The 24,171-nt window shown below is 44.9% G+C and carries 26 protein-coding genes; all 26 read left to right on the plus strand.

Annotated elements, in window-relative coordinates:
* Window positions 1-15: 15 nt before the first annotated feature.
* The 26 genes from gatC (at window position 16) to PHV77_06500 (ending at window position 24,170) form a co-directional block, all read left to right on the plus strand.
* Complete coding sequence (gatC, locus tag PHV77_06375; GenBank protein ID MDD5504912.1) at window positions 16-312, plus strand: Asp-tRNA(Asn)/Glu-tRNA(Gln) amidotransferase subunit GatC; 297 nt, start codon at window positions 16-18, stop codon at window positions 310-312.
* Window positions 305-1,777: an Asp-tRNA(Asn)/Glu-tRNA(Gln) amidotransferase subunit GatA gene (gatA, locus tag PHV77_06380; protein ID MDD5504913.1), complete on the plus strand. Its 1,473-nt coding sequence runs from the start codon at window positions 305-307 to the stop codon at window positions 1,775-1,777. Before gatC ends, gatA begins: the two co-directional genes overlap by 8 nt.
* Window positions 1,778-1,807: 30 nt before the next feature.
* Complete coding sequence (gene gatB, locus PHV77_06385; GenBank protein ID MDD5504914.1) at window positions 1,808-3,253, plus strand: Asp-tRNA(Asn)/Glu-tRNA(Gln) amidotransferase subunit GatB; 1,446 nt, start codon at window positions 1,808-1,810, stop codon at window positions 3,251-3,253.
* On the plus strand, window positions 3,240-4,514 hold the full coding sequence (locus tag PHV77_06390) for a S41 family peptidase (GenBank protein MDD5504915.1): 1,275 nt from the start codon (window positions 3,240-3,242) through the stop codon (window positions 4,512-4,514). Before gatB ends, PHV77_06390 begins: the two co-directional genes overlap by 14 nt.
* An 8-nt stretch (window positions 4,515-4,522) precedes the next feature.
* A complete protein-coding gene (gene tsaD / locus PHV77_06395; protein MDD5504916.1) occupies window positions 4,523-5,536 on the plus strand; it encodes a tRNA (adenosine(37)-N6)-threonylcarbamoyltransferase complex transferase subunit TsaD in 1,014 nt (337 codons plus the stop codon).
* Window positions 5,537-5,645: 109 nt separating this feature from the next.
* Complete coding sequence (locus PHV77_06400; protein ID MDD5504917.1) at window positions 5,646-6,089, plus strand: MgtC/SapB family protein; 444 nt, start codon at window positions 5,646-5,648, stop codon at window positions 6,087-6,089.
* A 41-nt stretch (window positions 6,090-6,130) separates the two neighbouring features.
* Entirely contained in the window at window positions 6,131-7,159 is a 1,029-nt protein-coding gene (locus PHV77_06405; protein MDD5504918.1) for a PIN domain nuclease, read from the plus strand.
* Complete coding sequence (gene ispD, locus PHV77_06410) at window positions 7,156-7,872, plus strand: 2-C-methyl-D-erythritol 4-phosphate cytidylyltransferase (protein MDD5504919.1); 717 nt, start codon at window positions 7,156-7,158, stop codon at window positions 7,870-7,872. Before PHV77_06405 ends, ispD begins: the two co-directional genes overlap by 4 nt.
* Before the next feature lies 1 nt (window position 7,873).
* A complete protein-coding gene (gene ispF, locus PHV77_06415) occupies window positions 7,874-8,344 on the plus strand; it encodes a 2-C-methyl-D-erythritol 2,4-cyclodiphosphate synthase (protein ID MDD5504920.1) in 471 nt (156 codons plus the stop codon).
* 65 nt (window positions 8,345-8,409) lie between these two features.
* Entirely contained in the window at window positions 8,410-9,078 is a 669-nt protein-coding gene (cysE, locus tag PHV77_06420; GenBank protein MDD5504921.1) for a serine O-acetyltransferase, read from the plus strand.
* Complete coding sequence (cysS, locus tag PHV77_06425; protein ID MDD5504922.1) at window positions 9,075-10,490, plus strand: cysteine--tRNA ligase; 1,416 nt, start codon at window positions 9,075-9,077, stop codon at window positions 10,488-10,490. Before cysE ends, cysS begins: the two co-directional genes overlap by 4 nt.
* Window positions 10,475-11,140: a dTMP kinase gene (gene tmk, locus PHV77_06430; protein MDD5504923.1), complete on the plus strand. Its 666-nt coding sequence runs from the start codon at window positions 10,475-10,477 to the stop codon at window positions 11,138-11,140. The genes cysS and tmk overlap by 16 nt, the downstream gene beginning before the upstream one ends.
* On the plus strand, window positions 11,100-12,065 hold the full coding sequence (locus PHV77_06435; GenBank protein MDD5504924.1) for a DNA polymerase III subunit: 966 nt from the start codon (window positions 11,100-11,102) through the stop codon (window positions 12,063-12,065). Before tmk ends, PHV77_06435 begins: the two co-directional genes overlap by 41 nt.
* A gap of 95 nt (window positions 12,066-12,160) precedes the next feature.
* The gene (locus tag PHV77_06440) at window positions 12,161-12,958 is read left to right on the plus strand and encodes a stage 0 sporulation family protein (GenBank protein ID MDD5504925.1); all 798 of its coding nucleotides are present in this window, start codon (window positions 12,161-12,163) and stop codon (window positions 12,956-12,958) included.
* 23 nt (window positions 12,959-12,981) lie between these two features.
* Window positions 12,982-14,511, plus strand: coding sequence for a methionine--tRNA ligase (gene metG, locus PHV77_06445; protein MDD5504926.1), 1,530 nt, complete (start codon window positions 12,982-12,984; stop codon window positions 14,509-14,511).
* A gap of 88 nt (window positions 14,512-14,599) precedes the next feature.
* Window positions 14,600-15,394, plus strand: coding sequence for a TatD family hydrolase (locus PHV77_06450; GenBank protein ID MDD5504927.1), 795 nt, complete (start codon window positions 14,600-14,602; stop codon window positions 15,392-15,394).
* Between the two features lie 27 nt (window positions 15,395-15,421).
* Window positions 15,422-16,450: an S-methyl-5-thioribose-1-phosphate isomerase gene (gene mtnA / locus PHV77_06455; protein MDD5504928.1), complete on the plus strand. Its 1,029-nt coding sequence runs from the start codon at window positions 15,422-15,424 to the stop codon at window positions 16,448-16,450.
* Window positions 16,447-17,331: a thiamine-phosphate kinase gene (locus PHV77_06460; protein ID MDD5504929.1), complete on the plus strand. Its 885-nt coding sequence runs from the start codon at window positions 16,447-16,449 to the stop codon at window positions 17,329-17,331. Before mtnA ends, PHV77_06460 begins: the two co-directional genes overlap by 4 nt.
* 12 nt (window positions 17,332-17,343) lie before the next feature.
* Entirely contained in the window at window positions 17,344-17,811 is a 468-nt protein-coding gene (gene tsaE / locus PHV77_06465) for a tRNA (adenosine(37)-N6)-threonylcarbamoyltransferase complex ATPase subunit type 1 TsaE (protein MDD5504930.1), read from the plus strand.
* Window positions 17,777-18,499, plus strand: coding sequence for a tRNA (adenosine(37)-N6)-threonylcarbamoyltransferase complex dimerization subunit type 1 TsaB (gene tsaB / locus PHV77_06470; protein MDD5504931.1), 723 nt, complete (start codon window positions 17,777-17,779; stop codon window positions 18,497-18,499). The genes tsaE and tsaB overlap by 35 nt, the downstream gene beginning before the upstream one ends.
* A complete protein-coding gene (gene alr / locus PHV77_06475; GenBank protein ID MDD5504932.1) occupies window positions 18,499-19,668 on the plus strand; it encodes an alanine racemase in 1,170 nt (389 codons plus the stop codon). The genes tsaB and alr overlap by 1 nt, the downstream gene beginning before the upstream one ends.
* 185 nt (window positions 19,669-19,853) lie before the next feature.
* Complete coding sequence (locus PHV77_06480; GenBank protein ID MDD5504933.1) at window positions 19,854-20,045, plus strand: MerR family transcriptional regulator; 192 nt, start codon at window positions 19,854-19,856, stop codon at window positions 20,043-20,045.
* Window positions 20,045-21,628, plus strand: coding sequence for a pilus assembly protein PilM (pilM, locus tag PHV77_06485; protein ID MDD5504934.1), 1,584 nt, complete (start codon window positions 20,045-20,047; stop codon window positions 21,626-21,628). Before PHV77_06480 ends, pilM begins: the two co-directional genes overlap by 1 nt.
* 2 nt (window positions 21,629-21,630) lie before the next feature.
* Entirely contained in the window at window positions 21,631-22,197 is a 567-nt protein-coding gene (locus tag PHV77_06490; protein ID MDD5504935.1) for a hypothetical protein, read from the plus strand.
* A 2-nt stretch (window positions 22,198-22,199) separates the two neighbouring features.
* Window positions 22,200-22,661, plus strand: coding sequence for a general secretion pathway protein GspB (locus tag PHV77_06495; GenBank protein ID MDD5504936.1), 462 nt, complete (start codon window positions 22,200-22,202; stop codon window positions 22,659-22,661).
* A 12-nt stretch (window positions 22,662-22,673) separates the two neighbouring features.
* Window positions 22,674-24,170 (plus strand): secretin N-terminal domain-containing protein, encoded by a 1,497-nt coding sequence (locus PHV77_06500; protein MDD5504937.1) that lies wholly within the window; start codon window positions 22,674-22,676, stop codon window positions 24,168-24,170.
* Window position 24,171: the final 1 nt, after the last annotated feature.

Raw genomic sequence — 24,171 nt, forward strand, 5'->3', positions numbered from 1 at the left:
GACGCGGGTAAAAGAATGAAGATCAAAAGAGATGATATCAAATATGTGGCAAGGCTTGCCCGGATATTTTTAACAAGCGAAGAAGAGGAATTATTTTCAGGCCAGCTGAATAATGTTTTTTCATATATGGAAAAATTAGGGCAATGCCAAACAGAAGGTGTTAAACCGTGCGGCCACATCGTTTCAAACACTAATGTACTGCGTGATGATAATCCTGGCCAGTCCTTGTCCGTTGAGCAGGCGCTTGCCAATGCTCCTAAACGCAATAAAGGTTTCTTTGAAGTCCCTAGAATAATAGAGTCAAATGAATAATTTTTGCAAACTCTCCGCCCACGAATTAGCAGATCCGACTGCCGAAAACAAGATAAAGGCCGCTGATATAGCGTCTTCTGTCATCAGCCGTTATGACGAAGTTGACAGCAGGGTATCGGGTTTTGTTAATTTTGACAAAGGCGCGGTTACCGATAGGGCGGCTCGTCTTGATAATCTGGACGAAAGCTGCCGCCAGGGGTTTAGCCTTCCGAATGTTCCTGTCGTGCTAAAAGATAATATATGCGTCAAGGGCGAGTTGACGACGTGTGCCTCAAAGATACTCCAGGGGTTTAAACCCCCATATGACGCCACTGTCGTATCCAGGTTGAAGTCTGCCGGCGTATTATTGCTTGGAAAATCCAATATGGATGAATTCGCTTTCGGCAGTTCCTGCGAAACTTCCTGTTATGGCCCGACTAAAAATCCTTATGATTTAGAGAGAATACCGGGCGGTTCAAGCGGCGGCGCCGCCGCGCTTATTGCCTCGGACCAGGCTATACTCGCGCTCGGAAGCGATACAGGGGGCTCTATCAGACAGCCCGCCGCCTTATGCGGCGTTGTCGGCCTCAAGCCTACATACGGGAGGGTATCGCGCTACGGGCTCATAGCCTTTGGCTCAAGTCTTGATCAGATAGGGCCTATTACAAAGGATGTCAGGGATTGCGCCATGCTTTTAAGCGTTATAGCCGGATATGACAAACTGGATTCTACTTCAGCCGATGTTCCTGTCCCGGATTATACCAAGTCGCTTATGGGCGCGGTAAAGGGCATGAGGATAGGGCTTCCTAAAGAGTATTTTATACAAGGCCTGGACAAAGGCGTTAAGGCCAAAATAGATGAGGCGATCTCGGTTTATAAAGGCCTTGGCGCCGATATAAGGCAGATATCCCTGCCCCATACGGAATATGCTGTAAGTTGTTATTATATAATAGGCTGTTCAGAGGCCTCTTCCAATATGGCCAGGTTTGACGGTATGCAGTATGGGTATAGATATCAGGAGGCAAATAAAAAATACGCTCTTATTGATATGTGCATGAGGACGCGGGGCGAGGCCTTTGGCCTTGAAGCCAAGCGCCGCATAATACTGGGTACATATTCTTTGAGCAGTGGTTATTATGACGCGTATTATCTTAAGGCGTGCAAGGTCCGCGCGCTTATCAAAGCGGATTTTGATAAGGCTTTTAATGAATGCGATATGATACTCACGCCTACCACGCCTACAACCGCTTTTAAAATAGGCGAAAAGATAGAAGACCCGCTTGCCATGTATCTTTCCGATATTTTTACCATTCCCTCAAATCTGGCGGGGATACCGGCGATCTCACTGCCGTGCGGTTATGACGAGAGAGGACTGCCCATAGGCATGCAGTTAATGGCAAGACACTTTGAAGAGGAAAAACTCCTCCGCGCGGCTTATTCTTACGAACAGAATGCCGGCTGGAAAAAGGTAAAGCCGGTTTTATAGTTTTATCTTCATATAAAAACAATGGATAATATAAAATACACGACAATCATAGGCCTTGAGATACATCTGCAGATATCCACCAGGACAAAGGCGTTTTGTTCCTGTGAGAACGGCTTTGGTAAAGAGCCCAATACGTCTGTGTGCCCCGTATGCCTTGGCATGCCGGGTTCCCTGCCGGTTCTTAATAGGCAATATCTTTACCGCGCTGTCAAGACCGCTCTCGCGCTTAATTGCGAGGTTGCGCGACGGATGAAGTTTGACAGAAAAAATTATTTTTATCCGGATCTGCCTAAAAATTACCAGATCTCCCAATACGATATGCCTCTTTCGCAAAACGGTTTTTTGGAGATAATGACAACAGGCGGTATTAAAAAGATAGGCATTACCCGCGCGCATATGGAAGAGGACGCGGGCAAGCTTATACACGATGAAGGCGGATCTTCAAGTTTTATAGATTTAAACCGCGCGGGAACGCCCTTGCTTGAGATAGTCAGCGAACCCGACATCTCTTCTCCCGATGAGGCATATACATATCTGAAGACCCTGAAATCGGTATTGGAGTACCTGGATGTATCCGACTGCAATATGGAGGAAGGGTCATTACGTTGCGACGCCAATATTTCTTTGATGCCCGCCGGAGAAAAAGGCCTTGGCACGAAAGTAGAGCTCAAGAATATGAACAGCTTCAAGGCTATAAGGCAGGGCCTTGAGTATGAACAGGACCGGCAGGCAAAGATTTTATCTTCTGGCGGCGTGATTGTGCAGCAGACGAGGCTTTGGAACGAAAAGAAAAAGATTACCGAGCTTATGAGGACCAAAGAAGAGGCCCATGACTATAGATATTTTCCTGATCCCGATCTCAATGATTTTATTATAGAGCGGGACACGGTCTTGATGCTGAAAAAATCCCTGCCGGAAATGCCGCGGGCTAAAATGAACAGGTTTGTCAAAGAATATAACCTTTCGGAATACGACGCGTGCCTGCTTACCTCTGACAGGCGCATGGCGGATTTTATGGAAGAGTCCGTTAAATTATATCCTAAGCCCAAGGTCATTGCTAATTGGCTTACAGGCGGCGTTCAGGCATATCTTAATGAGCATAATTGCCGGTTTAGCCAGATTGCTATTAATGCCGGCATGTTTGTTGACATGATCCGGCTCATTGACAGCAAGCTTATAAGCAATAATATGGCCAAGGACGTCTTGGAAGAGATGATATCTTCGGGCGTGCCTGCCAAAGATATAGTAAAGAAAAAGGGTTTTCTCCAGATAACCGATAAAACTGCCATAGAGAGTATTGCCGCCGATGTCCTTCAAAGCAATCCAAAGGTAAAAGAGGATTATCTCTCGGGTAAAAAGAACGCTTTAGGTTTTTTGATAGGCCAGATTATGAAAAAATCGCAAGGCAAAGCCGATCCTGTTATGGCAGGGCAGGCCCTTAAAAAACTGCTTGAGGCAGGGCATGAAGGTGTTTAAATCTGTTTGTTTATCATGGGCAATATGCCTCGCGCTATTCCTCGCTTGCGGCTTTTCAGCGGAAGAATTAAGCCAGGATTCCGCGAAACCGGTATCCGGCGCCGAAGACGATATTTTTTATGAGCTTGGTCTTCTTGCTGACGCCCTTACCCTTATTGATGCCAACTATGTCAGGAAAGTGCCTGCCAAAGAACTTGTCTATGGCGCATTGGACGGCATGGTCTCGTCGCTTGATTCCCACAGCGAATTTCTTTCACATGAACAGTATATGAGGCTGCAGGCAGATTCATTGGGCGAATTCGGGGGCCTGGGCATTAAGGTGTCGGTAAGAGATGGTATGCTTATTGTGATAAGCCCGCTTGAGGCGACCCCGGCCCAGAAAGCGGGGGTATTGCCCCGAGACAGAATAATTAAAATAGATGATAAACTCACAAAGGATTACAGTTTAGATGATGCGGTAGCCTTATTAAGGGGCAAGCCCGGGACCACTGTCCGTTTGACCGTTCTGCGCGGGCCGGACCAGGAAATGAAAGAGTTTGTATTAAAAAGGGCTGTTATCAAGGTCCAGTCGGTGAGGCACTGTTTTCTTAACGGTGAAAATACCGGCTATATCAGGATAGCTGATTTTCAGAAGCATACAGCCTCTGACCTTAATAAGGCCATGCGGCATTTTGTCAAGAATGGCATTAAGGCGCTGATCATTGACCTGCGCAATAATCCCGGAGGATTAATGGAAGCGGCGGTAATGGTTTGTGAAAAATTTATAAAAAAGCCCGGGACAATAGTGTCAACCAGGGGAAGGTTTGAAGGGCAAAATGCCCTGTTCCGGTCAAGGGCCGCTAAAATCTATGAGGGTTTTCCAATTGCCGTAATTATCAATGAAGGTTCTGCCAGCGCTTCCGAGATAGTTGCCGCGGCATTACGAGACAATAAAAAAGCCGTAATTATAGGGAATAAAAGTTTTGGAAAAGGCTCTGTTCAGACCGTGATACCTCTTAAGGATAATTCGGCTATTCGTCTGACAACCAGTTATTACTATACCCCTTCAGGCCGTATTATCCACGAGAAAGGCATAATGCCTGATATTGTCATACCGCAGGATATGCCCGATTCCGAATCCAGCCATGAGGAAGAGCCAGAAGAAACCCTGCCCCCTGAACAGGCCCTTGCACGGGATAAATATATTGCGCAAGCAATTACTCTGCTTGGAGACAAAGAAGGCTATGAACGACTGCTTTCAAAAGATCCGGTTGAGGCATGAGAACCGCGTTGAAAAAAAATAATGCGTTAATTCTGGGCATAGAAACATCATGCGATGAGACTTCCGCGGCTGTTGCCTGTGGAGAAAAGAACATATTGTCAAACGTAGTGGTTTCAAGCCTGCGTTTTCATAAAAAATATTCCGGTGTGGTTCCTGAAATAGCGTGCCGGCACCACGCGGAAAATATAAATATTGTTTTAGATAAAGCCTTAAAGCAGGCAAAGGCCGGGCTATCAGACATAAAAGCTGTAAGCGTAACGCAGGGGCCTGGCTTGATAGGCGCTTTGCTGGTAGGCGTTTCCATGGCCAAGGCGCTTAGCTATTGCCTTAGGATACCGATAATACCCGTAAACCATCTTCACGGGCATCTTTACGCGGCTTTATTGTCAACCGATAAGGCCGCGCGATTTCCTGCTACCGGGCTTGTGGTGTCAGGCGGGCATACTACTCTTGTCCATATGCGGGGCATTGATAATCTTAAGCTGATGGGGCAGACAAGGGATGATGCCTGTGGAGAGGCCTTTGATAAGGCGGCAAGGGTGCTTGGCTTAGGTTATCCCGGGGGGCCGGTCATAGAAAAGTTGGCCGCGAAAGGCAGGCCTGGAAAAATAAGATTTACGCGCCCATTTCTTGAAGCGGGCTCCATGGATTTTAGTTTTAGCGGCATTAAAACTTCGGTGCTCAATCTTGTCCGCGGTATGAAAGGTAAGCCGTGTTCTACCGCAGATATATGCAGGGAATTCCAGGACGCGGTATTTGACGTTATAATAGAAAAAACAAGGATATGCTGTCTCAAAAACCGTTCCGAAAGCCTTTTGGTTGGCGGCGGTGTCAGCGCTAACGGCCAGCTTAGGAAAAGGCTAAAGATATTGTGCGACAGAGAGGGCATAGACTTATTTTTGCCTGCGCGGGGCATGTCATTAGACAATGCCGCCATGATCGCTGCCTTGGGAAGCTACAAGTATAATAGGCATATATTTGGAAGTCTTGATTTTACGGCTATGTCCGATATGCCTTTTTAAGGGTTTTTGTTTTTTCTCCAAGCTAGGCAGGATAGAATAAGGTTGGGGCAAAAAGATTGCTTATGCAGATTCAGGCCATTTATGATATAATACGGCAAAAGGAGAGGCCATGGTAACAGAACTTCAAATGGTATTAAGGCTTATATTGTCAGCTGTATTAGGAGGTATTGTGGGCTTGGAAAGAGAGATTAACTCAAAGGCCGCGGGCTTTCGCACCCATACGCTTGTATGCATAGGCTCCTGCCTGATGATGCTTACCTCTATGCATATATTTGATATATATATAGGCCTAACTGATGTGGATCCTGCCCGTATTGCCGCGCAGGTGGTCAGCGGCATAGGCTTTCTTGGCGCAGGAACTATCATCAGAAGCCGGGTTTCAATACACGGGCTTACGACAGCGGCGAGTATTTGGTCGGTGGCCGGTGTAGGCCTGGCGGTCGGTTCGGGCCTTTTTATTATTTCATTTTTCGCGACGGCGCTTATAGTAGTAAGCCTTTTTATATTAAGAAAGTTTCAGGACAAAATCAGCCATAGACAGCAGACCGTTTAATGCTGTCAGGGTTTTATAGCAAGTTCAAAAGGAGGCAGTAAATGGCATTGTCGTTTATCAGAGTGTTTTTTGTCGTTGCCAGTACCGTTATAAGCTATCAGTTAGGCGTATCTTTCGCAGGCCCGGGCGCTTCCTCATGGCCATTGATAGGTTTAGCGTTTGGTTTTTCCGTATCTTTATTGATTGTTTGGATTGAATTGAGCATGAAGAATATTTCTTTAAGGGGTCTTTCCGCAGGAATTTTTGGGTTTTTGACAGGCCTTCTAATGGTGAGGCTTATAACAGATTCATTTATTTTTGAATCCATGCGTTATTCAAATACCGCGCTTGCTTTCACGGTGCGCGTTTTTAGCACGCTTATATTCTGTTATCTCGGCGTGATGCTTGCGATAAGAGGCAAAGACGAGTTTAGCCTGATAATACCTTACGTGAAATTTACAAGGCAGGACAGAAGGGATGATATCACGGTTGTGGATACAAGCGTTATAATAGACGGCAGGGTTATAGACATTTGCCAAAGTAGTTTTATGGGTGGGTGTTTTATCGTGCCTCGCTTTGTCTTGAAAGAATTACAGCAGATGGCTGATTCCTCTGATCCTATTAAAAGAAGCCGGGGTAGAAGAGGCCTTGATATATTGAACCGGATGCAGAAAAGCGCGAATATGGATATTAAGATACACGAAGAGGATTTTCCCGAAGTACAAGAAACCGACGCAAAGCTGGTAAAGATAGCCAAGATATTGAATGCCAGAATATTTACAAGCGATTATAATCTTAATAAGGTCGCAGAAATTCAGCATGTCCAGGTATTGAATATCAACGATTTAAGTAACGCGTTAAAGCCTGTGATGCTGCCTGGCGAGGAAACGGATATTAAGATCGTAAAGGAAGGAAAAGAGCATAATCAGGGCATAGGCTATCTTGAAGACGGCACCATGATAGTTGTTGAGGGTGGCAGGCAGCTTATTGGGCAGAGAAGGCGTATCTGCGTAACAAGTGTTCTCCAGACCTCGGCAGGCAGGATGATATTTGCAAAAGCCTTAAACCATCAAGACGGCAAAGATAAATGAAGGTTACTGCCATAATCCCTGCCGCAGGTTACGGCAGGAGGATGAGGTCAAAGACAGATAAACCGTTTATAATGATCCATGGCAAGGAAATGCTTTGCCATTGCCTCAATGTCCTGGAAGGTATTGCCTGTATTTCAGAGATCATTATAGCCGCCCAAAAAAGAAACATAAATAAAATAAAGGCGGTTATTGAAAGGGAAGGTTTTTGCAAAGTAAGGCATGTTATTGAAGGCGGGAGTTGCCGCGGATTTTCGGTAGCCAATGCCTTAAAGTTTGTCAATAAAGGTTCTGATTTTATTCTTGTCCATGATTGCGCCAGACCTATAATTAACAAGGGCATAGTGAACAAAACAATATCGGCCGCTAAAAGATATAATTGTGCTGTTGCGGCTGTTAGAGCTAAATCCACCATAAAACAGGCTTTTAAGGGAGAGCATTTTGTGGACAAGACGCTGGACAGGTCAAGTCTTTGGGAGGTTCAGACGCCGCAGGTATTTAAGGCGGATATTTTAAAACAAGCATATAAGAAGGCCGGCAGGGCTGTCAGCCGGTTTACAGATGATTCAGGCATAGTTGAATATTCCGGTAACAGGGTCAGACTTGTGCAGTCTACTTACGCAAATATCAAGATAACAACTGCCGAAGATCTTGTTTTCGCGCTTTTCTTGAAAGGGCGCAATAATAAAAATATGGCCAAGGCTGGAGAAAATTGATATGGAAAACCGCATAGGTATAGGTTATGACCTTCATAGGCTGGCGGAAGGAAGGCCTTTATACCTGGGAGGCGTTAATATACCATTTTCCAAAGGCCTTATCGGGCATTCTGATGCTGATGTTCTTTGCCACGCGATATGCGATGCTATTCTTGGAGCCTGCAATGAGCCTGATATCGGTGAACATTTCCCTGATACGGACAGCCGGTTTCGCGGAATCTCCGGGGGTGAACTGATACGCATGACATGCCGGATAGTCCGCAAAAAAAGGGCGGTTGATATCATAAATCTGGATACGGTAGTGGTATGCGACAGCCCCAATCTGTCTTCTTATAAACAGCGGATGGCAGCGGAAATCGCGGGATTTCTTGAAATCAACACGGACAGAGTAAGTATAAAGGCCAAGACGAGCGAAGAGACCCGCCGCGATTGCATTTGCGCTTACGCGGTTATTTTGCTTAACGTAGGTTAGGTCTGACGGTTTAAATTTTTATATATTACAAGGGTTTTTGCCGGAATATTCCACGGGAGGTTATTATGCTGATTTTTTTCATTGCCGCAGTCTTTGTCTGCGTAGCCCTGATTTTAATCGCTGTAATATTTGACGATAATATTAGAGCTGTATTTGATAGAGACCCCGCGGCCTGTGGGCGCATTGAGGTTATACTTACCTATGCCGGCCTGCACGCTATTATATTGTTCAGGATAGCGCATTTTTTTTACAGCTTAAAAGTGCCTTTATTGCCCAGGTTTATATCGCAGGCGGCCCGTTTTATGACAGGCATAGAAATACACCCGGGCGCGGTAATAGGAAAGGGCTTATTTATTGACCACGGCATGGGCGTCGTTATCGGCCAGACCACCGTTATAAGAGACAATGTCACCATATTCCAGGGTGTTACTCTCGGAGGCACGGGCAAGGAAAAAGGTAAACGGCACCCCAATATAGAGGACAATGTGGTCATAGGCGCGGGGGCAAAAGTATTAGGCAATATAACAATAGGCGCTAATTCTTATATAGGCGCTAATGCGGTTGTGATAAAGGATGTGCCTGAAAACTCAACAATAGTAGGTGTCCCCGGACGCATTACTAAACAGGCCGGCAAACGTATGGACCTGTCGCTTGACCATGTTCATATGCTGGATCCGATAAAGCAATCCATGGAGATGCTTGAAAAAAGGATAGCGGATCTTGAAAAGAAATGAAGATATATAATACTCTTACCAGATTAAAAGAGGAATTCATTCCTGCCAGCCGTAATATCGTTAATATGTATACCTGCGGGGTCACTGTTTATGATGACTGTCATATCGGCCACGCAAGGAGCCTTTATGTTTTTGATACTATAAGGCGCTATCTTGAATACAAAGGCTATAAGGTAAATTTTGTAAGGAATATAACCGATATAGATGATAAGATCATCAACCGTTCTCTTGAGCTTGGCATGGATTGGAGGCAGCTTGTTGAAAAATATATAACCTCTTACAAGCATGACCTTGAATGTTTAGGAATACGTTACGGTATTCTTGATGAAGATTCCGAAGAGCCGAGGGCCACGAAAAATATACCGGATATTATAGAGTATATCAAGATCCTTATTGAAAAAGGTTATGCCTATCAGTCCGGACAGGATGTGTATTTTGAAGTAAAAAAAGCCAAATGCTACGGCAAGCTCTCAAAGCAGGACATACAGAATATGAGAGAAGGAGTCAGGAAAGAGCCGGGTGCCGGGAAAAGAGACAGCCTTGATTTCGCTTTGTGGAAGAGCTCCAAAGAAGGCGAACCGTCATGGCCCAGCCCATGGGGCAGTGGCCGTCCGGGATGGCATATAGAGTGCTCTGTAATGAGCCAGAAATTTTTAAACACCAAAACCCTTGACATACATGCCGGAGGCGGAGATCTTGTGTTTCCTCATCACGAAAACGAGATAGCCCAGTCCGAGGCCTATACCGGTTTCCCGTTTGCCAAATACTGGATGCACCACGGCCTTCTTACTATAGAGGGCCGGAAGATGTCAAAATCGCTGGGTAATTTTATTAAAATCCAGGACGCTTTGCAGAGATACAGCGCGGATTCCATAAGGCTTTTATTTTTGCAGGCCCATTATTCAAGCCCCGTTGATTTTTCCGAAGAGAAGATGCGGCAGGCTGCCTCCGCGCTTGAAAGGTTTATTATATTTTTTGCCAGGTCAGATAATGATTTAAAAAAACGCGGTATTGCCGAAAAAGCGATGGATGACAGGGTGAAATCGGATATAGACGCGCTAAAGAGTTGTTTTATCGCGGCGATGGATGATGATTTTAATACTCCGCAGGCCCTTGGAAGGTTGTTTGAGATAATGACACTGTCTAATTCCAGGTCAGCCGGGGACTGTCATTGCCTTGCCTATGCCGCTAAAGTCATAAAAGATCTTGCTTCAATTTTTAATCTTACGTTTGAAACGCCCATTGGCATTGATAAGGATTTGGAGGCATATGTGAAGGTTATGATAGAAAAAAGAAATTCCCACAGGGCCAGAGGAGATTTCCAAAGCGCCGATATTATCAGAGATGAACTGCGGGCAAAAGGTATCATTATTGAAGACGGCAAGGGGATAACATCGTGGCGAAAACAGTAGATAAAGGCGTATTGATCACACTGGAGGGCCCCGAAGGAAGCGGTAAAAGCACGCAGTCAAAATTATTAGAGGCTTTTTTAAGGCGCCAAGGGCACAAGGTCTTACGCGTATGGGACCCGGGCAGCACATTGCTGGGCGAATCCGTCCGTAATATACTCCTGCATTTTAGAGGTAATATATCCGCCCGCGCCGAAACCATGCTGTATCTGGCATCCAGGGCGCAGTTGGTTGACGAAAAAATAGCCCCGGCCCTGGAAAAAGGTTTTATCGTAATATGCGACAGGTTTGCCGATGCCACCCTGTGTTACCAGGGGTATGGGCTTGGCATTGATAAATCGCTTATACGTTTATGCAATCGTTTTGTGACAAGGTCAATTACCGCTGATCTTACGATATTTCTGGATACTAATGTTGGAGAAGGGCTCAAGCGGTCAAAGAGGGTAAAGGGTTTTTCAGACAGGATTGAAAAGAGGGGCCGCGATTTTCATAACAAGGTAAGGAAGGGCTATCTTGAGATAGCGAAAAGATTTCCAAAAAGGATAGAGACTATATCTGTGGACGCGAAAGAGCCGCAGGCCACCCATTATCTAATAAAGGAACTGGTTCTAAATGTCATTAAAAGACATAAAAGGCCAAGACAGGGTCGTTGATTTTATTTTAAAAGGCATGCTATCCGGGAAGATATCCCACGCGTATTTATTTTTGGGCCCGAGCGGCATAGGCCGGCATAAAACCGCCGTGGAATTTGCCAAGCTTTTAAATTGCGGCCAGAAGGCCGATGACAACTGCGGCATATGCCAGTCTTGTATTATGATTGAAAAGAGGTCTCATCCCGATGTTTTTTTTATCCAAAAGGAGCAGGGTAAGAAGTCTGTATCCATAGAAACCATAAGAGGCCTGCAGATAAGATTTTCACTTAAGCCTCTGCAGGGCAGGTATAATATTGCTGTTATTGACGGAGAGGATATGACCGATGAGGCGTCTAATTCTCTTTTGAAGATGCTGGAAGAGCCTCCGTCTAATACGGTCTTTATCATTATAGCTTCCTCCCAAAAGTCATTACTGCATACAATAGTGTCGCGTTGCCAGATAATACGGTTTAAGCCTTTATCAAAAGCTGATGTGGCTAATATCCTGGCGGCAAATTTTAACACTGATGAGAAAGAGGCAATCCTGCTTTCATCTTTATCCGGATCAGATGTAAAAAGAGCGCTTTTGCTTAAGGAAGCAGGAGCTGTATTATGGAAGAACTCTGTTATAGACAATTTTTTTGGTCAATCCGGGATTGAGATAGATGAGGATATATTTTCCGCGAACCGCGCTTTTACCAACGAGTATGTATGTGATATCCTGGCGTTTTTCTGCAGGGACGTGCTTGTGCGCAGATATGTTAAAGATGACAGCATTTTGATCAATGCGGACAAACTGGCCGATATTGAGGCACGCTCAAATAATCCGCGCGGCCTAAACGCGCAGGCGGGCATGGATTATATAAATGAGGCAAAGAACGCTTTTCGTTTTAATGCGAATGCGAAACTTACTTTTAATCTGCTTAAAGAAAAGCTGACGCAGTGAGGCTGCCGCGATTGAGGGCACGGGTGATATTTTTGCCCGGGCGGGGTATTTTAGCCGGATAAGACCCGGTATCTTTTTAGGGAAGGGGTATGGGAATGATAAAAGTGGTTGAAGTAAAACAGAGGGGTTCGGGCAATACGGCACATTATGTGGCAGGCGATTTTAAATTATCGGCAGGTGATTATGTAATAGTTGAATCCGACAGGGGACTTGATTACGGCGAGGTTCTATCAGGTGAAGAGATACTGCTTGACAAGCTTGCTTCCCAGAAAAGCCAAAAAAAGATCATACGTATCGCTACTGATGCGGACAGGGACAGGATAGAACGCAATTGCAAGGCGGCCAAAGAGGCGATAAAGACGTGTGACAGGAAGATTGCCGAACGTAATCTTTGCATGAAGCTTATTAATGCCGAGCTTTCTTTTGACTGCAGTAAGATGATATTTTATTTTAGCGCGGAAGAGAGAGTTGACTTCAGGGAACTTGTAAAAGACCTGGCCAAGATATTCAAGGCGCGCATTGAGCTTAAACAGGTCGGCGTTCGCGATGAAGCGAAGATGTTTGGAGGTTTCGGGCAGTGCGGCAGAGAATTATGCTGTTCAAGATTCCTGCGCGATTTTGAGCCTGTCACGATAAAAATGGCTAAAGACCAGAACCTGCCTCTTAATCCCTCGAAAATATCAGGTGTCTGCGGCAGGCTTATGTGCTGCCTGTCATATGAGCATAAATGCTATAAGGAGTCGGCCAAGGGCCTTCCGAAGCCAAGCCAGCGCGTCAAGACCGCTGACGGTTCCGGCAAGGTGATAGACGTTAATTATCTTAAACGTATTGCCGTTATTGAACTTGAAGACGGCCGCCATATTAAGATTGACTACAATAGGGAGCAAAGATAAGCCGCGGTTTGTATGGGAATTTTATGGCAAAAAAAATTTTCTACGTAACAACACCTCTTTATTATGTTAATGCCCAGCCCCATATAGGGCATTCTTATACCCAGGTTATGTGCGATTGTATCGCGAGATACCGCAGGCTAAAGGGCCAGGATGTGTTTTTTCTGACGGGGACCGATGAACATGGCCAGAAGGTGGCCTCTTGCGCTCAAAAGGCTTCTTTGGGCCCAGTGGAGTTCGCGGATGGCATTGTCCGGAAGTTTAAACAGCTATGGCAAGATTTGGATATTTCATACGATGATTTTATAAGGACCACGCAGACGCGCCACATACGCGCCGTGACAAAAGCTTTGGAAATACTTTATGAGAAGTCCGATATATATGAAGGTGAATACGAAGGGTATTATTGCGTTTGCTGTGAAACATTCTGGCCTGAATCACAGCTTAAAGACGGCCTGTGCCCTGATTGTGCCAGAGCGGTTGAGCCTATACGCGAGAAAAATTATTTTTTTAAGCTGTCCTCATATCAGCAATGGCTGATTGATTATATAAGCCGTAATCCTGGATTCATTAAGCCTGATTTTAGGCGCAATGAAGTCATGGGCTATCTTAAAGAACCCTTAAAAGACCTCTGCATATCAAGGCCGAAAGAGCGTTTGGATTGGGGCATCCCGCTGCCGTTTGCCCCAGGCTATGTTGTTTATGTGTGGTTTGACGCTCTTATCAATTATATCAGCGCCTGCGGGTGGGCGGATGATTACGCGAGGTTTGAGACTGTCTGGCCCTGCGATATCCACATGATAGGCAAGGATATATTGCGCCCCCACGCCGTATATTGGCCTATTATGCTCCACGCGCTTGGCATAGACCTGCCGAAAACCATATTCGCTCATGGGTGGTGGCTTACGGCTGGAGAGAAGATGTCAAAATCCAAAGGCAATGTGATAGACCCGTTTCATCTAATAAATAAATACGGTAAAAATGCTTATAGATATTTTATGCTCCGCGAAATGACTCCCGGATTAGACGGCACATTGAGCGAAGAAGCCTTTGTGGCGCGCTTTAACAGCGACCTTGCTAATGATATCGGCAATCTTCTCAACAGGACATTGACGATGGTTGAAAAATATTTTGATTCTATTATTCCGGATAAAGGCGTTTCCGATGAGGAAGGCCGCTTGATAGAGTCAAAACTATGTTCGCTTGTCAGTTGCTTTGACGTTTTTTTTGCCGAGTTTAAGTTTAATCAAGCCCTTATGGCGGTATGGGATATCATAAATGCCGCGAATAAATATATTGAGGTTTCAAAACCGTGGGCAATGGCCAAATCAGGTAATTTGGAAAACCTCAAATCGGTTATATGTATTCTGCTTAAGGTGCTTGAGTATTGCGTTTTTCTGCTTTATCCTTTTATGCCGCAAGCTTCGCTTCAAATAGCGGCGCAGTTAGGTATAGTGCTGGATGAAAAAGCCATGAATATCAAAGACGCGGGAGGCATGTTAAAAGCCGGTAGTAAGGTTAATAAACCTGATCCCGTATTCCCCAGAATACGTTAGTTGCTTGATAACTGGATTGCGTGGTATCTAACTGCGCTAATCGTGCCTGATGATTGAAGATGTATGGCGGAGAATTTTTGAGGTTAATATGATAGAAACGCACGCGCACCTTGATTTTTCGCAATATGAAAGCGACAGAGAATCGGTTATAGAAAGAGCGAGGGCCTGCGGAATAAAAAAAATTATCAATGTTGCCTCAAGCGTTGAAGGCAGTGTTTCTTCCTTAGCGCTCGCGCGGGCTTATGATATGGTGTATGCTTCTTGCGGTGTGCATCCGCATGAAGCCGGCAAAGTGGATGAATCGGTTATTGAGCAGATAAGGCGTCTTGCCGTATCAAGCGATAAGGTTGTAGCTATCGGTGAAGTAGGCATAGATTTTTATAGGAATACTTTCTCCGCCGATTCGCAGTATAACGCTTTAAGACTTTTTTTAGGATTAAGCAGACAGCTCGGCCTGCCTGTGATTTTTCATTGCAGGCAGGAATCGCCTGAAAAATACGATGCCTTTGATGTGCTGTTTAAGGCGATGGAGGAATGCCTTGAGAAGCCTTACAGGGCCGTGATACATTGCTTTTCCGGAGACAAGGCCGCGCTTTTTAAGTGTCTGGACTTAGGGCTTTATATTTCGTATACGTGCAATATCACATACAAGAATGCGGGCCGATTAAGAGATGTGCTCAAGGCCACTCCTTTGGAGAGATTGCTTCTTGAAACGGATTCTCCTTTTTTAAGCCCTCAAGAAAAACGCGGCCTAAGGAATGAGCCTTCTTACATTAAGTACCTTCTTAAATCAATGGCAGATATTATCGGATTGCCCGAGCCTGATATAGAGGAACATACTGATAAAAATGCCGGCGAACTTTTTTTTAACCGGAAGCAATGATTCGGATTTGGAACGGGTGAGGCCTCAATGCGGTTTGACACAATAACATATAAAAACGGCAGGCTCATGGTAATAGATCAGAGACTGCTTCCGGGTAAATTAAAGAAAATAGTTCCGCGAAACGCGCGGGATATATGTTCTTACATAAGGACCCTGGCAGTCAGAGGCGCCCCTGCTATAGGTGTTTTTGCCGCTTATGGGTTATTTCTTGCGGCCCGGAGCATAAAGACGCGCGACAAAAAGGTTTTTTTGGCGGCTCTTAATACGACAGCAGGCATTATCAGGAAGAGCAGGCCGACGGCCGTTAATCTGTCGTGGGCATTAGATAAAATGCTTTATGCCGCGCGAAACGCGGCGGATAAAGGCATACCGGAAATAATAGAAGCGTTGCGCGAGCAGGCGCTGGCTATTCATGAGCAAGACAGAATTATGTGCCAAGCTATAGGCAATAACGGCGCTTCTCTTATCCAGAAAAATGATACAATACTAACGCATTGCAATGCCGGTTTCCTGGCAACAGGGGGCATGGGAACCGCGCTCGCTGTTATCTATACAGCTAATGAGCAGGGTAAACGGGTTAAGGTGTATGCTACCGAAACCAGGCCTTTACTGCAAGGGGCGCGCCTTACCGCGTGGGAGCTGCATAATAAAGGCGTTGATGTGACCCTTATTTGCGATAATATGGCAGCTGTTGTAATGAAGCAGAAGGGTGTGGATAAGATCATTGTAGGCGCTGACCGGATCGCCCGAAACGGTGATACTGCCAACAAAATAGGCACTTATGCTTTGTCTGTTTTAGCCAGGGCTCATAATATACCTTTTTTTGTAGCCGCGCCGAGCTCAACAATAGATTTTTCTATAAAAGATGGCAGTCATATACCCATAGAACAACGTTCGGGTGAAGAAATAACGAATATCTCCAGAAGGCGTGTCGCGCCTTATGGAATCAAGACCTTTAACCCGGCCTTTGACGTCACGCCTTCAAGCCATATAAGCGCTATTATAACAGAGGCGGGGATCATGAAAAAGCCATACCAAAAGACCTTGCGGGCATGAACAGTCCTGTATCAGAGATAGGCGAATTTAACCTTATAAATGCCATTTCAAGCCAAATTATAACAAGCGCTTCAGTCTTACGCGGGATAGGAGATGATTGCGCTGTAATAAGGCATAGGCCCGGTAAACACCTGTTGTTTACCACAGATATGCTTATAGAAGGCGCGCATTTTAAAAAAACAACGAAGCCTTCATTTATAGGGCATAAGGCATTGGCTGTTAATATAAGCGATGTCGCTTCATGCGGCGGCCTTCCAAAATGGGCGGTTGTCGCTCTTGGCCTGCCGCCTGATACCAAAGGTTCTTTTGTCAGTGATATGTATAAGGGCATGCGCCGTCTGGCCGGGCGGTTCAATATTGATATAGTGGGCGGGGATACCAACCGTTGCCGGAAGATAATTATATCAGTGGCTCTTTTAGGCCAGGTTGCGGCAAGAGAGCTTGTTACACGCGATGGAGCAAGAGAGGCGGACCTATTGGTGCTTTCAGGGCCTTTGAGCGAAAAGCCCGATCACCTTTGTTTTTTGCCTAAAATAAAAGAATCCCGTTTTATCGTAAAAAATTTAATGCCGACCTCAATGATAGATATATCGGATGGGCTCTTAGCGGACTTGGGCCATATATTAAGGATGAGCAGAAAAAAAGCTGTTTTATATGAATCGGCAATACCCGTAATAAAGCGTGCCGGTGGCATTGATAAAGTTTTGCAAACAGGTGAACAATTTCAGCTGATGTTTACTATGCCCGCAGACCGCGCCCGGTTTATCCCTAAGGGATTTTTTGTTATAGGGCGTATATGCAAAGGCGCGCCTTCTATTATCATGGTTGGCCCTTCAGGCCGCAGGAGAAGGCTTTTGCCCAAAGGTTATACTCATTTTTGACATTATGATTTCATGAAAAAGAGAATTGTTTCAAACAGCCCTGATGATACAATGCGGATTGGACGCCGGCTCGCGGTTTTTTTACGCGCGGGCGACAATATTATATTGGACGGAGACCTCGGCTCCGGTAAAACATTGTTTACCAAGGGCATAGCGCGCGGATTGAAGGTGCCAAACTACGAGTATGTGAATTCACCGTCATTTACGCTTGTCAAACAATATAAAGGGCGTGTTAATCTTTATCATTTTGACTTATACCGTCTTGAAAGGCTTGAAGACATTGAATATATCGGCGTAAAAGAATATTTAAGCGGTTTTGGTATTGTTGTTATTGAATGGGCCTGCCGTATGGGGGCATTATTACCCAGCCAATACCTTGCTATAAAGATTAATACAACAGGGCCTTCCAGCAGAAATTTTTTATTTGAAGCTAAGGGGCGAAGATATGATCATATTATCAGCAGATACTTCAGGCGATAGTTTTGCTCTGGCTCTGTGCGAGAACGAGGATATTATAAAGGCCTTCAGGTCCGTTTCTTTAAACTCGCAATCTGTTGATATGCTTCCTGAAATAGACAGGCTTTTGGCCTCTTCCGGCCTGCGCGCTGAAGATGTCGGGCTTTTTTGCGTAGGCCTTGGCCCGGGCTCTTTTACAGGTTTGCGCGTTGGGATCACAATAATAAAGGCCATGGCGTTTGCGTTGAAAAAACCCGTTGCGGGCGTGCCAAGCATTGACGCTATCGCGCGTAACGCGGTAACTCCAAATCCGTTCATATGCGTTATAAGGGACGCCAGGCAGTCAAAGGTATACGCGAGATTTTATAAAAACACCCCCGCCGGGCCAATTGCCTTAAGCAGGATAATGCTTTTGGAAATAGACAAACTGCCCGCGCTTATTAAAAGCAGGACGTATTTTATCGGAGATGCCATAAGTATCTATAGGGAAAAAATGATAAAGGCGGGTTTTGCGCAAGAGGATTTGGCTTCGCCGCAGGCCTGGCAGCCCGATCCGGGCATAATCGCCCTGCTTGGCCTTAAGAGGTCAAGAGCGGGCATAGTAGATAATGTTTTTACGCTGTCGCCTTTATACATATACCCGAAAGAATGCCAGATCAGAAAACAGCCTGTTCCAAACAGTCCGGGGCCATGGTTTTCTAAGAAAACATGATGAAACACGCAAACATTACGCGTAATGTTTTAAATAATGCCGCCTGCTTGGGGTATGCGCCGACATGGATAGAGATAGACCTTTCTGCCATAAGGCACAATTTCCGGCAGATTAAAAAAATTATTTCAAAAGAAACGGCTATATTGGCTCCTGTAAAGGCCAATGCCTATGGGCACGGAATATTGGAGGTGTCCAGGATGCTCGTTGACTTAGGCGTGGATTATCTTGGCGTAGGCACCTTAAATGAAGCCATGTTGCTTCGGTCAAGAGGTTTTTGTAATATACCGGTTTTAATGATGGGCGTGATACTTGGCAAAGCCTCTTCTATAGTTGTTGACAATAATATTACCCAGGCTGTGGGGGATATCAATCTTGCCGCCGCGATAGATAAAAGCGCCGGAAGACGGCGCCGGAAGGCCAAAGTTCATATAAAGATAGATACGGGTATGGGCAGGATAGGGGTTTGGCATAAGGATGCCATGCGATTTCTATTTGCCATGCGCAAATTTAAAAACCTTGAGATAGAAGGTATATTTAGTCATTTTGCCAGTTCCGACGCGGATAGTATTCTTACGCATAACCAGATAGCCGCGTTTAACCTGTTGATTTCGGAAATAGAGAAATTGGGTTTTAAGATACGTTATAAGCATATGGCTAACAGCATGGCAGTCGTTGATTATCAAAGCTCACACATGAACCTTATCAGGCCCGGCCTTATTCTTTACGGATTATGGCCTAAACACGGCATATCCTGCGGCAGAATGCGTATTAAACCGGCATTAAGCCTTAAAAGCAGGATTGTCTTTCTTAAATCAGTGCCTCCGGGCAGAATAATTAGCTATGGCGCCACCCACACTACTGATAGGCACACTAAGATCGCGACTATTCCTATAGGATATGGAGATGGCTTGAGCAGAGGATTGTCTAATATAGGGCATGCCCTTGTCAGAGGTGTAAGGGTGCCTATTGTCGGGCGTATATGCATGGACCAGACCATGCTTGATGTAGGCAATGTCTCTCATGTAAAAAAATCTGACGCAGTCACCCTGATAGGCAGTCAGTCAGGACTCTCTATAACGGTTGACGAGATAGCCGGTTTATGCGATACGATACCTTATGAAGTTGTCTGCTGGTTTAATAAAAGGATACCAAGGAAATATAAAAATTAATTTTTTTAAAAAACCGTGATTTTGATAGATAGTAAGAGAAATAATGAGATTTCAAGCAGTAATAGGCTATTATTACCGATTTATTCTTATTGACTAATCACAGCAAATACTATATACTCCCTTCATAATATATCAAGGTATACCAGACACTATCAAGTGTCGGATACCGTATTTGAGGTAATAAAATGATAAAGGCAGAAAAATATTATTCTGTTAATGAGGTTGCCAGGCTTTTAAGTATATCAAAGCAGACGCTGGTTCGTTATGAGTCAAAAGGTATATTTCCAAACGCCCGGCGCAATAAAGTCAATGGGTGGCGTGAATACACTATAAATGAGATTAACCACTTGCGTAAAATAATAGGCAGGACTTCCTGATGTTAAAAAAGGCCGTTGGTATTTATATTTCATCGCGATATGTGGATATCGCTGAACTTTCGGGTTTGCGGTCCAATCCGGTGCTTTTAAGTTTCAGCAGGCAGGAGATAACCCCCGGTGCCGGTATTAACCACAATTATGAAAAGGACGTTTCCCCGGCATGCCAGGATGAGTTTGTCTGCGCGATAAAAAAGGGTTCAGAGGGCCTTAAATCCAAACCCCAGTCGGTTTATACCGTACTGCCGTCAGTTGACACGGTGATCAGATATTTTGATATGCCGTATTTACCTAAATCCGAACAGGCCCAGGCGGTGCGTTTTGAAGCAAAAAAATACATGCCGTTCAGGCTTGATGAGATAGTAAGTGATTTTAAGGTCCAGGCTTCATCCAAAGGTAAAAGATCTATAGACATATTTTTTGTGGCTGCCACAAAGGAAAGGTTGAATAACCATACCGCTAAGTTTACGGCAGCAGGCCTGCATACCTCCGGTATTGATATCATTCCTTTTGCCTTACTGCGGGTCTTGATGCTGCACAAGAAGGCGGAGGCAAAAGACGGTTTGGCCATACTTTATGTTGATGAGAATAAGAAAAGCATTTCAATAAGTATCATAAAATCCGGTATTCCCTTTATGAGCAGGGATATCCAAATTTCTATGGATGACAAAGAATCTTTATTTGAAAAAATTGCAAGCGAATTGATGGTATCAATTGATTATTACCGCAGGCAAAAGATTGGTTATGACGTCTCCAAGGTTATCCTTTGCGGCGAACAGCTTTTTAGCGGATTGGACGCGTATATCTCAAACGAATTAAAAGTTACCACCGAAACCATGTATGATTTTATGAAAATAAAAAACGGCGATAAATTGCCTCCCACCGCCATTATAGCTGTTGGCGCCGCGATGGAAGGCCTTGGAAGGTCGGGATATAGTGTCAATCTTTCGCCTTTTTGCGCGGCTATTGAAAAAAGGCAGGCATTCGGTATCCTCGCGGTGCAGGTCATTGCTGCCGTAGCCGTCATTTCCGCGGCGTATCTTCTCTCCGGATTGCTTCTAAAGGGAGGTTATTCCAAATTGCGCCAATTAGAGCAAGCTTCCGCGTCTTTGCCTATAATGACTTCAACACTGGAAGCGGAAGGCCTTATGAAAAAAAAGGACGCTACACTGCAGACTCTTAGGTGTTTTCAGCTTATGCAGTCTGACCGTATTTCCTTGGCCAGGCAGCTGTCCGCAATAGCTTTTTATGTTAAGGAACAAAAAAAACAGCCGGCAGGCTTATGGATAAAGAAGATTGTTTTTAAAGAAACCGTTATAAAAAACGAATCAGGCCTGCCTGTTGGCTTTAACAGGGAAATGGTTTTGTCCGGAGGCGCTTTTTCAAGCGATAGCGCCAGAGAGATGGATTATATCCATAGCTTTCTTGACGCTATTACATCAGATGCCGGTTTTACCCGCTATTTTAACGATATAGAACTGGGTTCTGTTGACAGGACCAGCGTATCAAATGAATGGGTGGCGGATTTTACCATATCCGCCCGATCGCAGGCAGAACCTAAAGCTGGCCGCAGGGGCAGGAGATAGATATGCCGGTAAAAATTGATTTAGACCCTAAAAAAAAGGCAGTATTAATATCGGTGGCAATCCTGTTGTTTACTTTTTTTGTGTGTTTTAATATAGCAAGCGCTCACGCGAAAAAAAGAGAGCTTATTAAGAGACGGGTCTCGGATATTTCTAAAAGAATAGTTTTGCGGCAGGACATTGAAAAGATTGACAAGATCAAGCAGGAGTATGCCAGGTTTTTTTACGATGGTATAGATCAGCAAGCTTTGAGATCATTTGTATTGTCTGCCGCGTCAGAGTCAAACGTGAGTATAGTCTCCGCAAAACCTCGTGAAAGAGAGAACCTGGGGCCTTTTTCAAAAGAGTCCGTTGATCTGTCTTTTACGTGCGCTTTCAATGATCTTGGGTTATTTATTGCCAGAATTGAAGGTACACCCATGATTACTAAAATAGAATCGTTGTCAATACAGGGGGATTCTGGTTATAACGAGGCGTCTGTCTCGGCCAGCCGGCCCCTGGCAAAGGATTATAAGCCGGATGATAATGTCTCTGTTGCCATGGTGGTTGCGGGGTATTCAATAAGCGGTTAAACATGGATAAAGATAAAAAACAGCAGATAATATTAATTATTATAATACCTATATTCTTTTTAGCCCTTATGCATATGTATTCACAACGAGAACAGGGCCGGGGCGGGGCAGGTGTCAAAGAAGAGGTTTTTGCGCCCGATGCAGGTATTGACGCCATACCTATGCCCGATGAAAGCATGGATTTTAATTACACGCCTGGTGAAGAGAATCCTTTTACGAATCTTTTGCAGGCATATCTTAAGGCTTCGGATAAGGAGAAAGTCGTTGAACATGTTTCCGTGCCAATGCCCAGTCTTGTTATTGAGGGTATGGTGTGGAACACCGATAAACCCCAGGCCATAATTAACGGCAAGGTCTTGAACGCCGGGGATATTATTGACGGTGTGCGTATTATTAATATAGAAAAACAAGGCATAACGATAGATTTTAACGGAGAGCGCGTGCTGGTAGAACGGAAAAAATGAGGAGATATCAACATGAGAATGAACCATAATACGGGATTAAAGAAGGCGTTGATTCTTATAATGGTTTTTTTTACCGGGGCGGGTTTTCTCCCTGCCCAGGAGATGCGAAGCATATCAATGGATTTTCAGCAGGCCGCGTTGAAAGACGTCTTAAAGGTTTTTTCACAGCAGGCGGGCTTGAATTTTGTTGCTACGGAAAACATTGAAAACAGGAAGATCACTTTGTATCTTGATAGCGTGACTGTCCGGGATGCCCTTGATTCTATTATGGCGGCCAACAATCTTACTTATGAACAGGCCCAGGGCAGTTCTATTTTCATTGTCAAGGAATCAGGAAAAGCCAAGGTTGAGATGCTGACAAAGGTTTATTCGCTTGATTTCGCCCGTATAAGCCAGTCCGGTGACGAGTCAACATCAAGCGAATCAGCGGATATTTATCCGGTAATAGAACATTTGCTTTCAAAGGGCGTAAACGGTGAAACACTCGGCAGTGTTGTTGTAGACAAAAGGACCAACAGCCTTATCATAACCGCGATACCTTCGGATTTTGCGATCATTGAAGATACTATAAAAAAACTTGACAGCGTAACGCCTCAAGCGCTTATAGAAGCTGAAATAGTAGAGATACATACGGGCGCCTTGAGAAACCTTGGCCTTGAGTGGGGCGGAAGCGACGGGACATTTGTAAGGTTTACCGGACCCACGAAATTGACTCATTTTCCGTTTGTAAGGCATAACAATCCGTTTTCCAAAGGGCTTCTGAAGATAAGCAATACCGACGACGATGACAGCACGGAGCTTGAAAATGAGATGGGCGTTCTTTCTTTGCAGGAGTTTTCCGTTGTCCTCAAGGCGCTTGAAAGTGAAAACATGGCCAGGTATTTAGCCAAACCGCGTATTATGTCTTTAAGCAGTGAAACGGCGGAGATAAAGATATCATCCGATACGGCAATAGGAGTAAAAAAGACAAGTGTTACCGATACGGGTGAGGTTATTGAAGAGGCGGAGAGGATAGAAACCGGCATAACATTAAAGGTTACTCCGACGGTAAACAAAAAAGGTTATATTACTATGACGATAGAGCCTGAAGTGTCGCGCGCTGTCCAGTCTGCGTATTTTTCAAGTTTTGTGGATCCGACCAAGAGAAGCGCTAAGGCCACAGTCATGGTAAGGGACGGACAAACTATCGCGATAGGGGGGTTGTTAAAGACGGATGAAGAAGACTCGGGAAGAGATGTGCCGGGTGTCAGCAGGATACCTATTTTAGGAAATCTGTTTAAGTCTAAAGGCAAAACCAAGGTCCAGACCGAGATCATTGTTTTCATCACGGCCCACGCGATACTTGACAGCGCTGATGCCAATCAAATAGCGCCAGCCGCGCAAAAGACCGAGAACAAGCCGGCTGTTGTTGAGAAAGTTATGCCTGATACGGCAAGTCAAAGGCAGGCAGAGATACAGAAGACTGTTATAAAACTTAGGAAAAAGAGAGAGCTGGAAAGAGCAAAGTAAT

The organism is Candidatus Omnitrophota bacterium, assembly GCA_028716165.1.
Classification (GTDB): domain Bacteria; phylum Omnitrophota; class Gorgyraeia; order JABMRG01; family JABMRG01; genus JAQUQI01.

What these genes read in the sequence shown, in the direction of transcription:
- PHV77_06435 (MDD5504924.1), top strand. Translation starts at nt 11,100, where the DNA reads ATGTCATTAAAAGACATAAAAGGCCAAGACAGGGTCGTTGATTTTATT.
- PHV77_06480 (MDD5504933.1), top strand. Translation starts at nt 19,854, where the DNA reads ATGATAAAGGCAGAAAAATATTATTCTGTTAATGAGGTTGCCAGGCTT.
- ispF (MDD5504920.1), top strand. Translation starts at nt 7,874, where the DNA reads ATGGAAAACCGCATAGGTATAGGTTATGACCTTCATAGGCTGGCGGAA.
- mtnA (MDD5504928.1), top strand. Translation starts at nt 15,422, where the DNA reads ATGCGGTTTGACACAATAACATATAAAAACGGCAGGCTCATGGTAATA.
- PHV77_06450 (MDD5504927.1), top strand. Translation starts at nt 14,600, where the DNA reads ATGATAGAAACGCACGCGCACCTTGATTTTTCGCAATATGAAAGCGAC.
- metG (MDD5504926.1), top strand. Translation starts at nt 12,982, where the DNA reads ATGGCAAAAAAAATTTTCTACGTAACAACACCTCTTTATTATGTTAAT.
- PHV77_06400 (MDD5504917.1), top strand. Translation starts at nt 5,646, where the DNA reads ATGGTAACAGAACTTCAAATGGTATTAAGGCTTATATTGTCAGCTGTA.
- PHV77_06440 (MDD5504925.1), top strand. Translation starts at nt 12,161, where the DNA reads ATGATAAAAGTGGTTGAAGTAAAACAGAGGGGTTCGGGCAATACGGCA.
- PHV77_06500 (MDD5504937.1), top strand. Translation starts at nt 22,674, where the DNA reads ATGAGAATGAACCATAATACGGGATTAAAGAAGGCGTTGATTCTTATA.
- PHV77_06405 (MDD5504918.1), top strand. Translation starts at nt 6,131, where the DNA reads ATGGCATTGTCGTTTATCAGAGTGTTTTTTGTCGTTGCCAGTACCGTT.
- PHV77_06390 (MDD5504915.1), top strand. Translation starts at nt 3,240, where the DNA reads ATGAAGGTGTTTAAATCTGTTTGTTTATCATGGGCAATATGCCTCGCG.
- cysS (MDD5504922.1), top strand. Translation starts at nt 9,075, where the DNA reads ATGAAGATATATAATACTCTTACCAGATTAAAAGAGGAATTCATTCCT.
- pilM (MDD5504934.1), top strand. Translation starts at nt 20,045, where the DNA reads ATGTTAAAAAAGGCCGTTGGTATTTATATTTCATCGCGATATGTGGAT.
- PHV77_06490 (MDD5504935.1), top strand. Translation starts at nt 21,631, where the DNA reads ATGCCGGTAAAAATTGATTTAGACCCTAAAAAAAAGGCAGTATTAATA.
- PHV77_06460 (MDD5504929.1), top strand. Translation starts at nt 16,447, where the DNA reads ATGAACAGTCCTGTATCAGAGATAGGCGAATTTAACCTTATAAATGCC.
- gatA (MDD5504913.1), top strand. Translation starts at nt 305, where the DNA reads ATGAATAATTTTTGCAAACTCTCCGCCCACGAATTAGCAGATCCGACT.
- cysE (MDD5504921.1), top strand. Translation starts at nt 8,410, where the DNA reads ATGCTGATTTTTTTCATTGCCGCAGTCTTTGTCTGCGTAGCCCTGATT.
- PHV77_06495 (MDD5504936.1), top strand. Translation starts at nt 22,200, where the DNA reads ATGGATAAAGATAAAAAACAGCAGATAATATTAATTATTATAATACCT.
- alr (MDD5504932.1), top strand. Translation starts at nt 18,499, where the DNA reads ATGAAACACGCAAACATTACGCGTAATGTTTTAAATAATGCCGCCTGC.
- tsaE (MDD5504930.1), top strand. Translation starts at nt 17,344, where the DNA reads ATGAAAAAGAGAATTGTTTCAAACAGCCCTGATGATACAATGCGGATT.
- ispD (MDD5504919.1), top strand. Translation starts at nt 7,156, where the DNA reads ATGAAGGTTACTGCCATAATCCCTGCCGCAGGTTACGGCAGGAGGATG.
- gatC (MDD5504912.1), top strand. Translation starts at nt 16, where the DNA reads ATGAAGATCAAAAGAGATGATATCAAATATGTGGCAAGGCTTGCCCGG.
- tsaB (MDD5504931.1), top strand. Translation starts at nt 17,777, where the DNA reads ATGATCATATTATCAGCAGATACTTCAGGCGATAGTTTTGCTCTGGCT.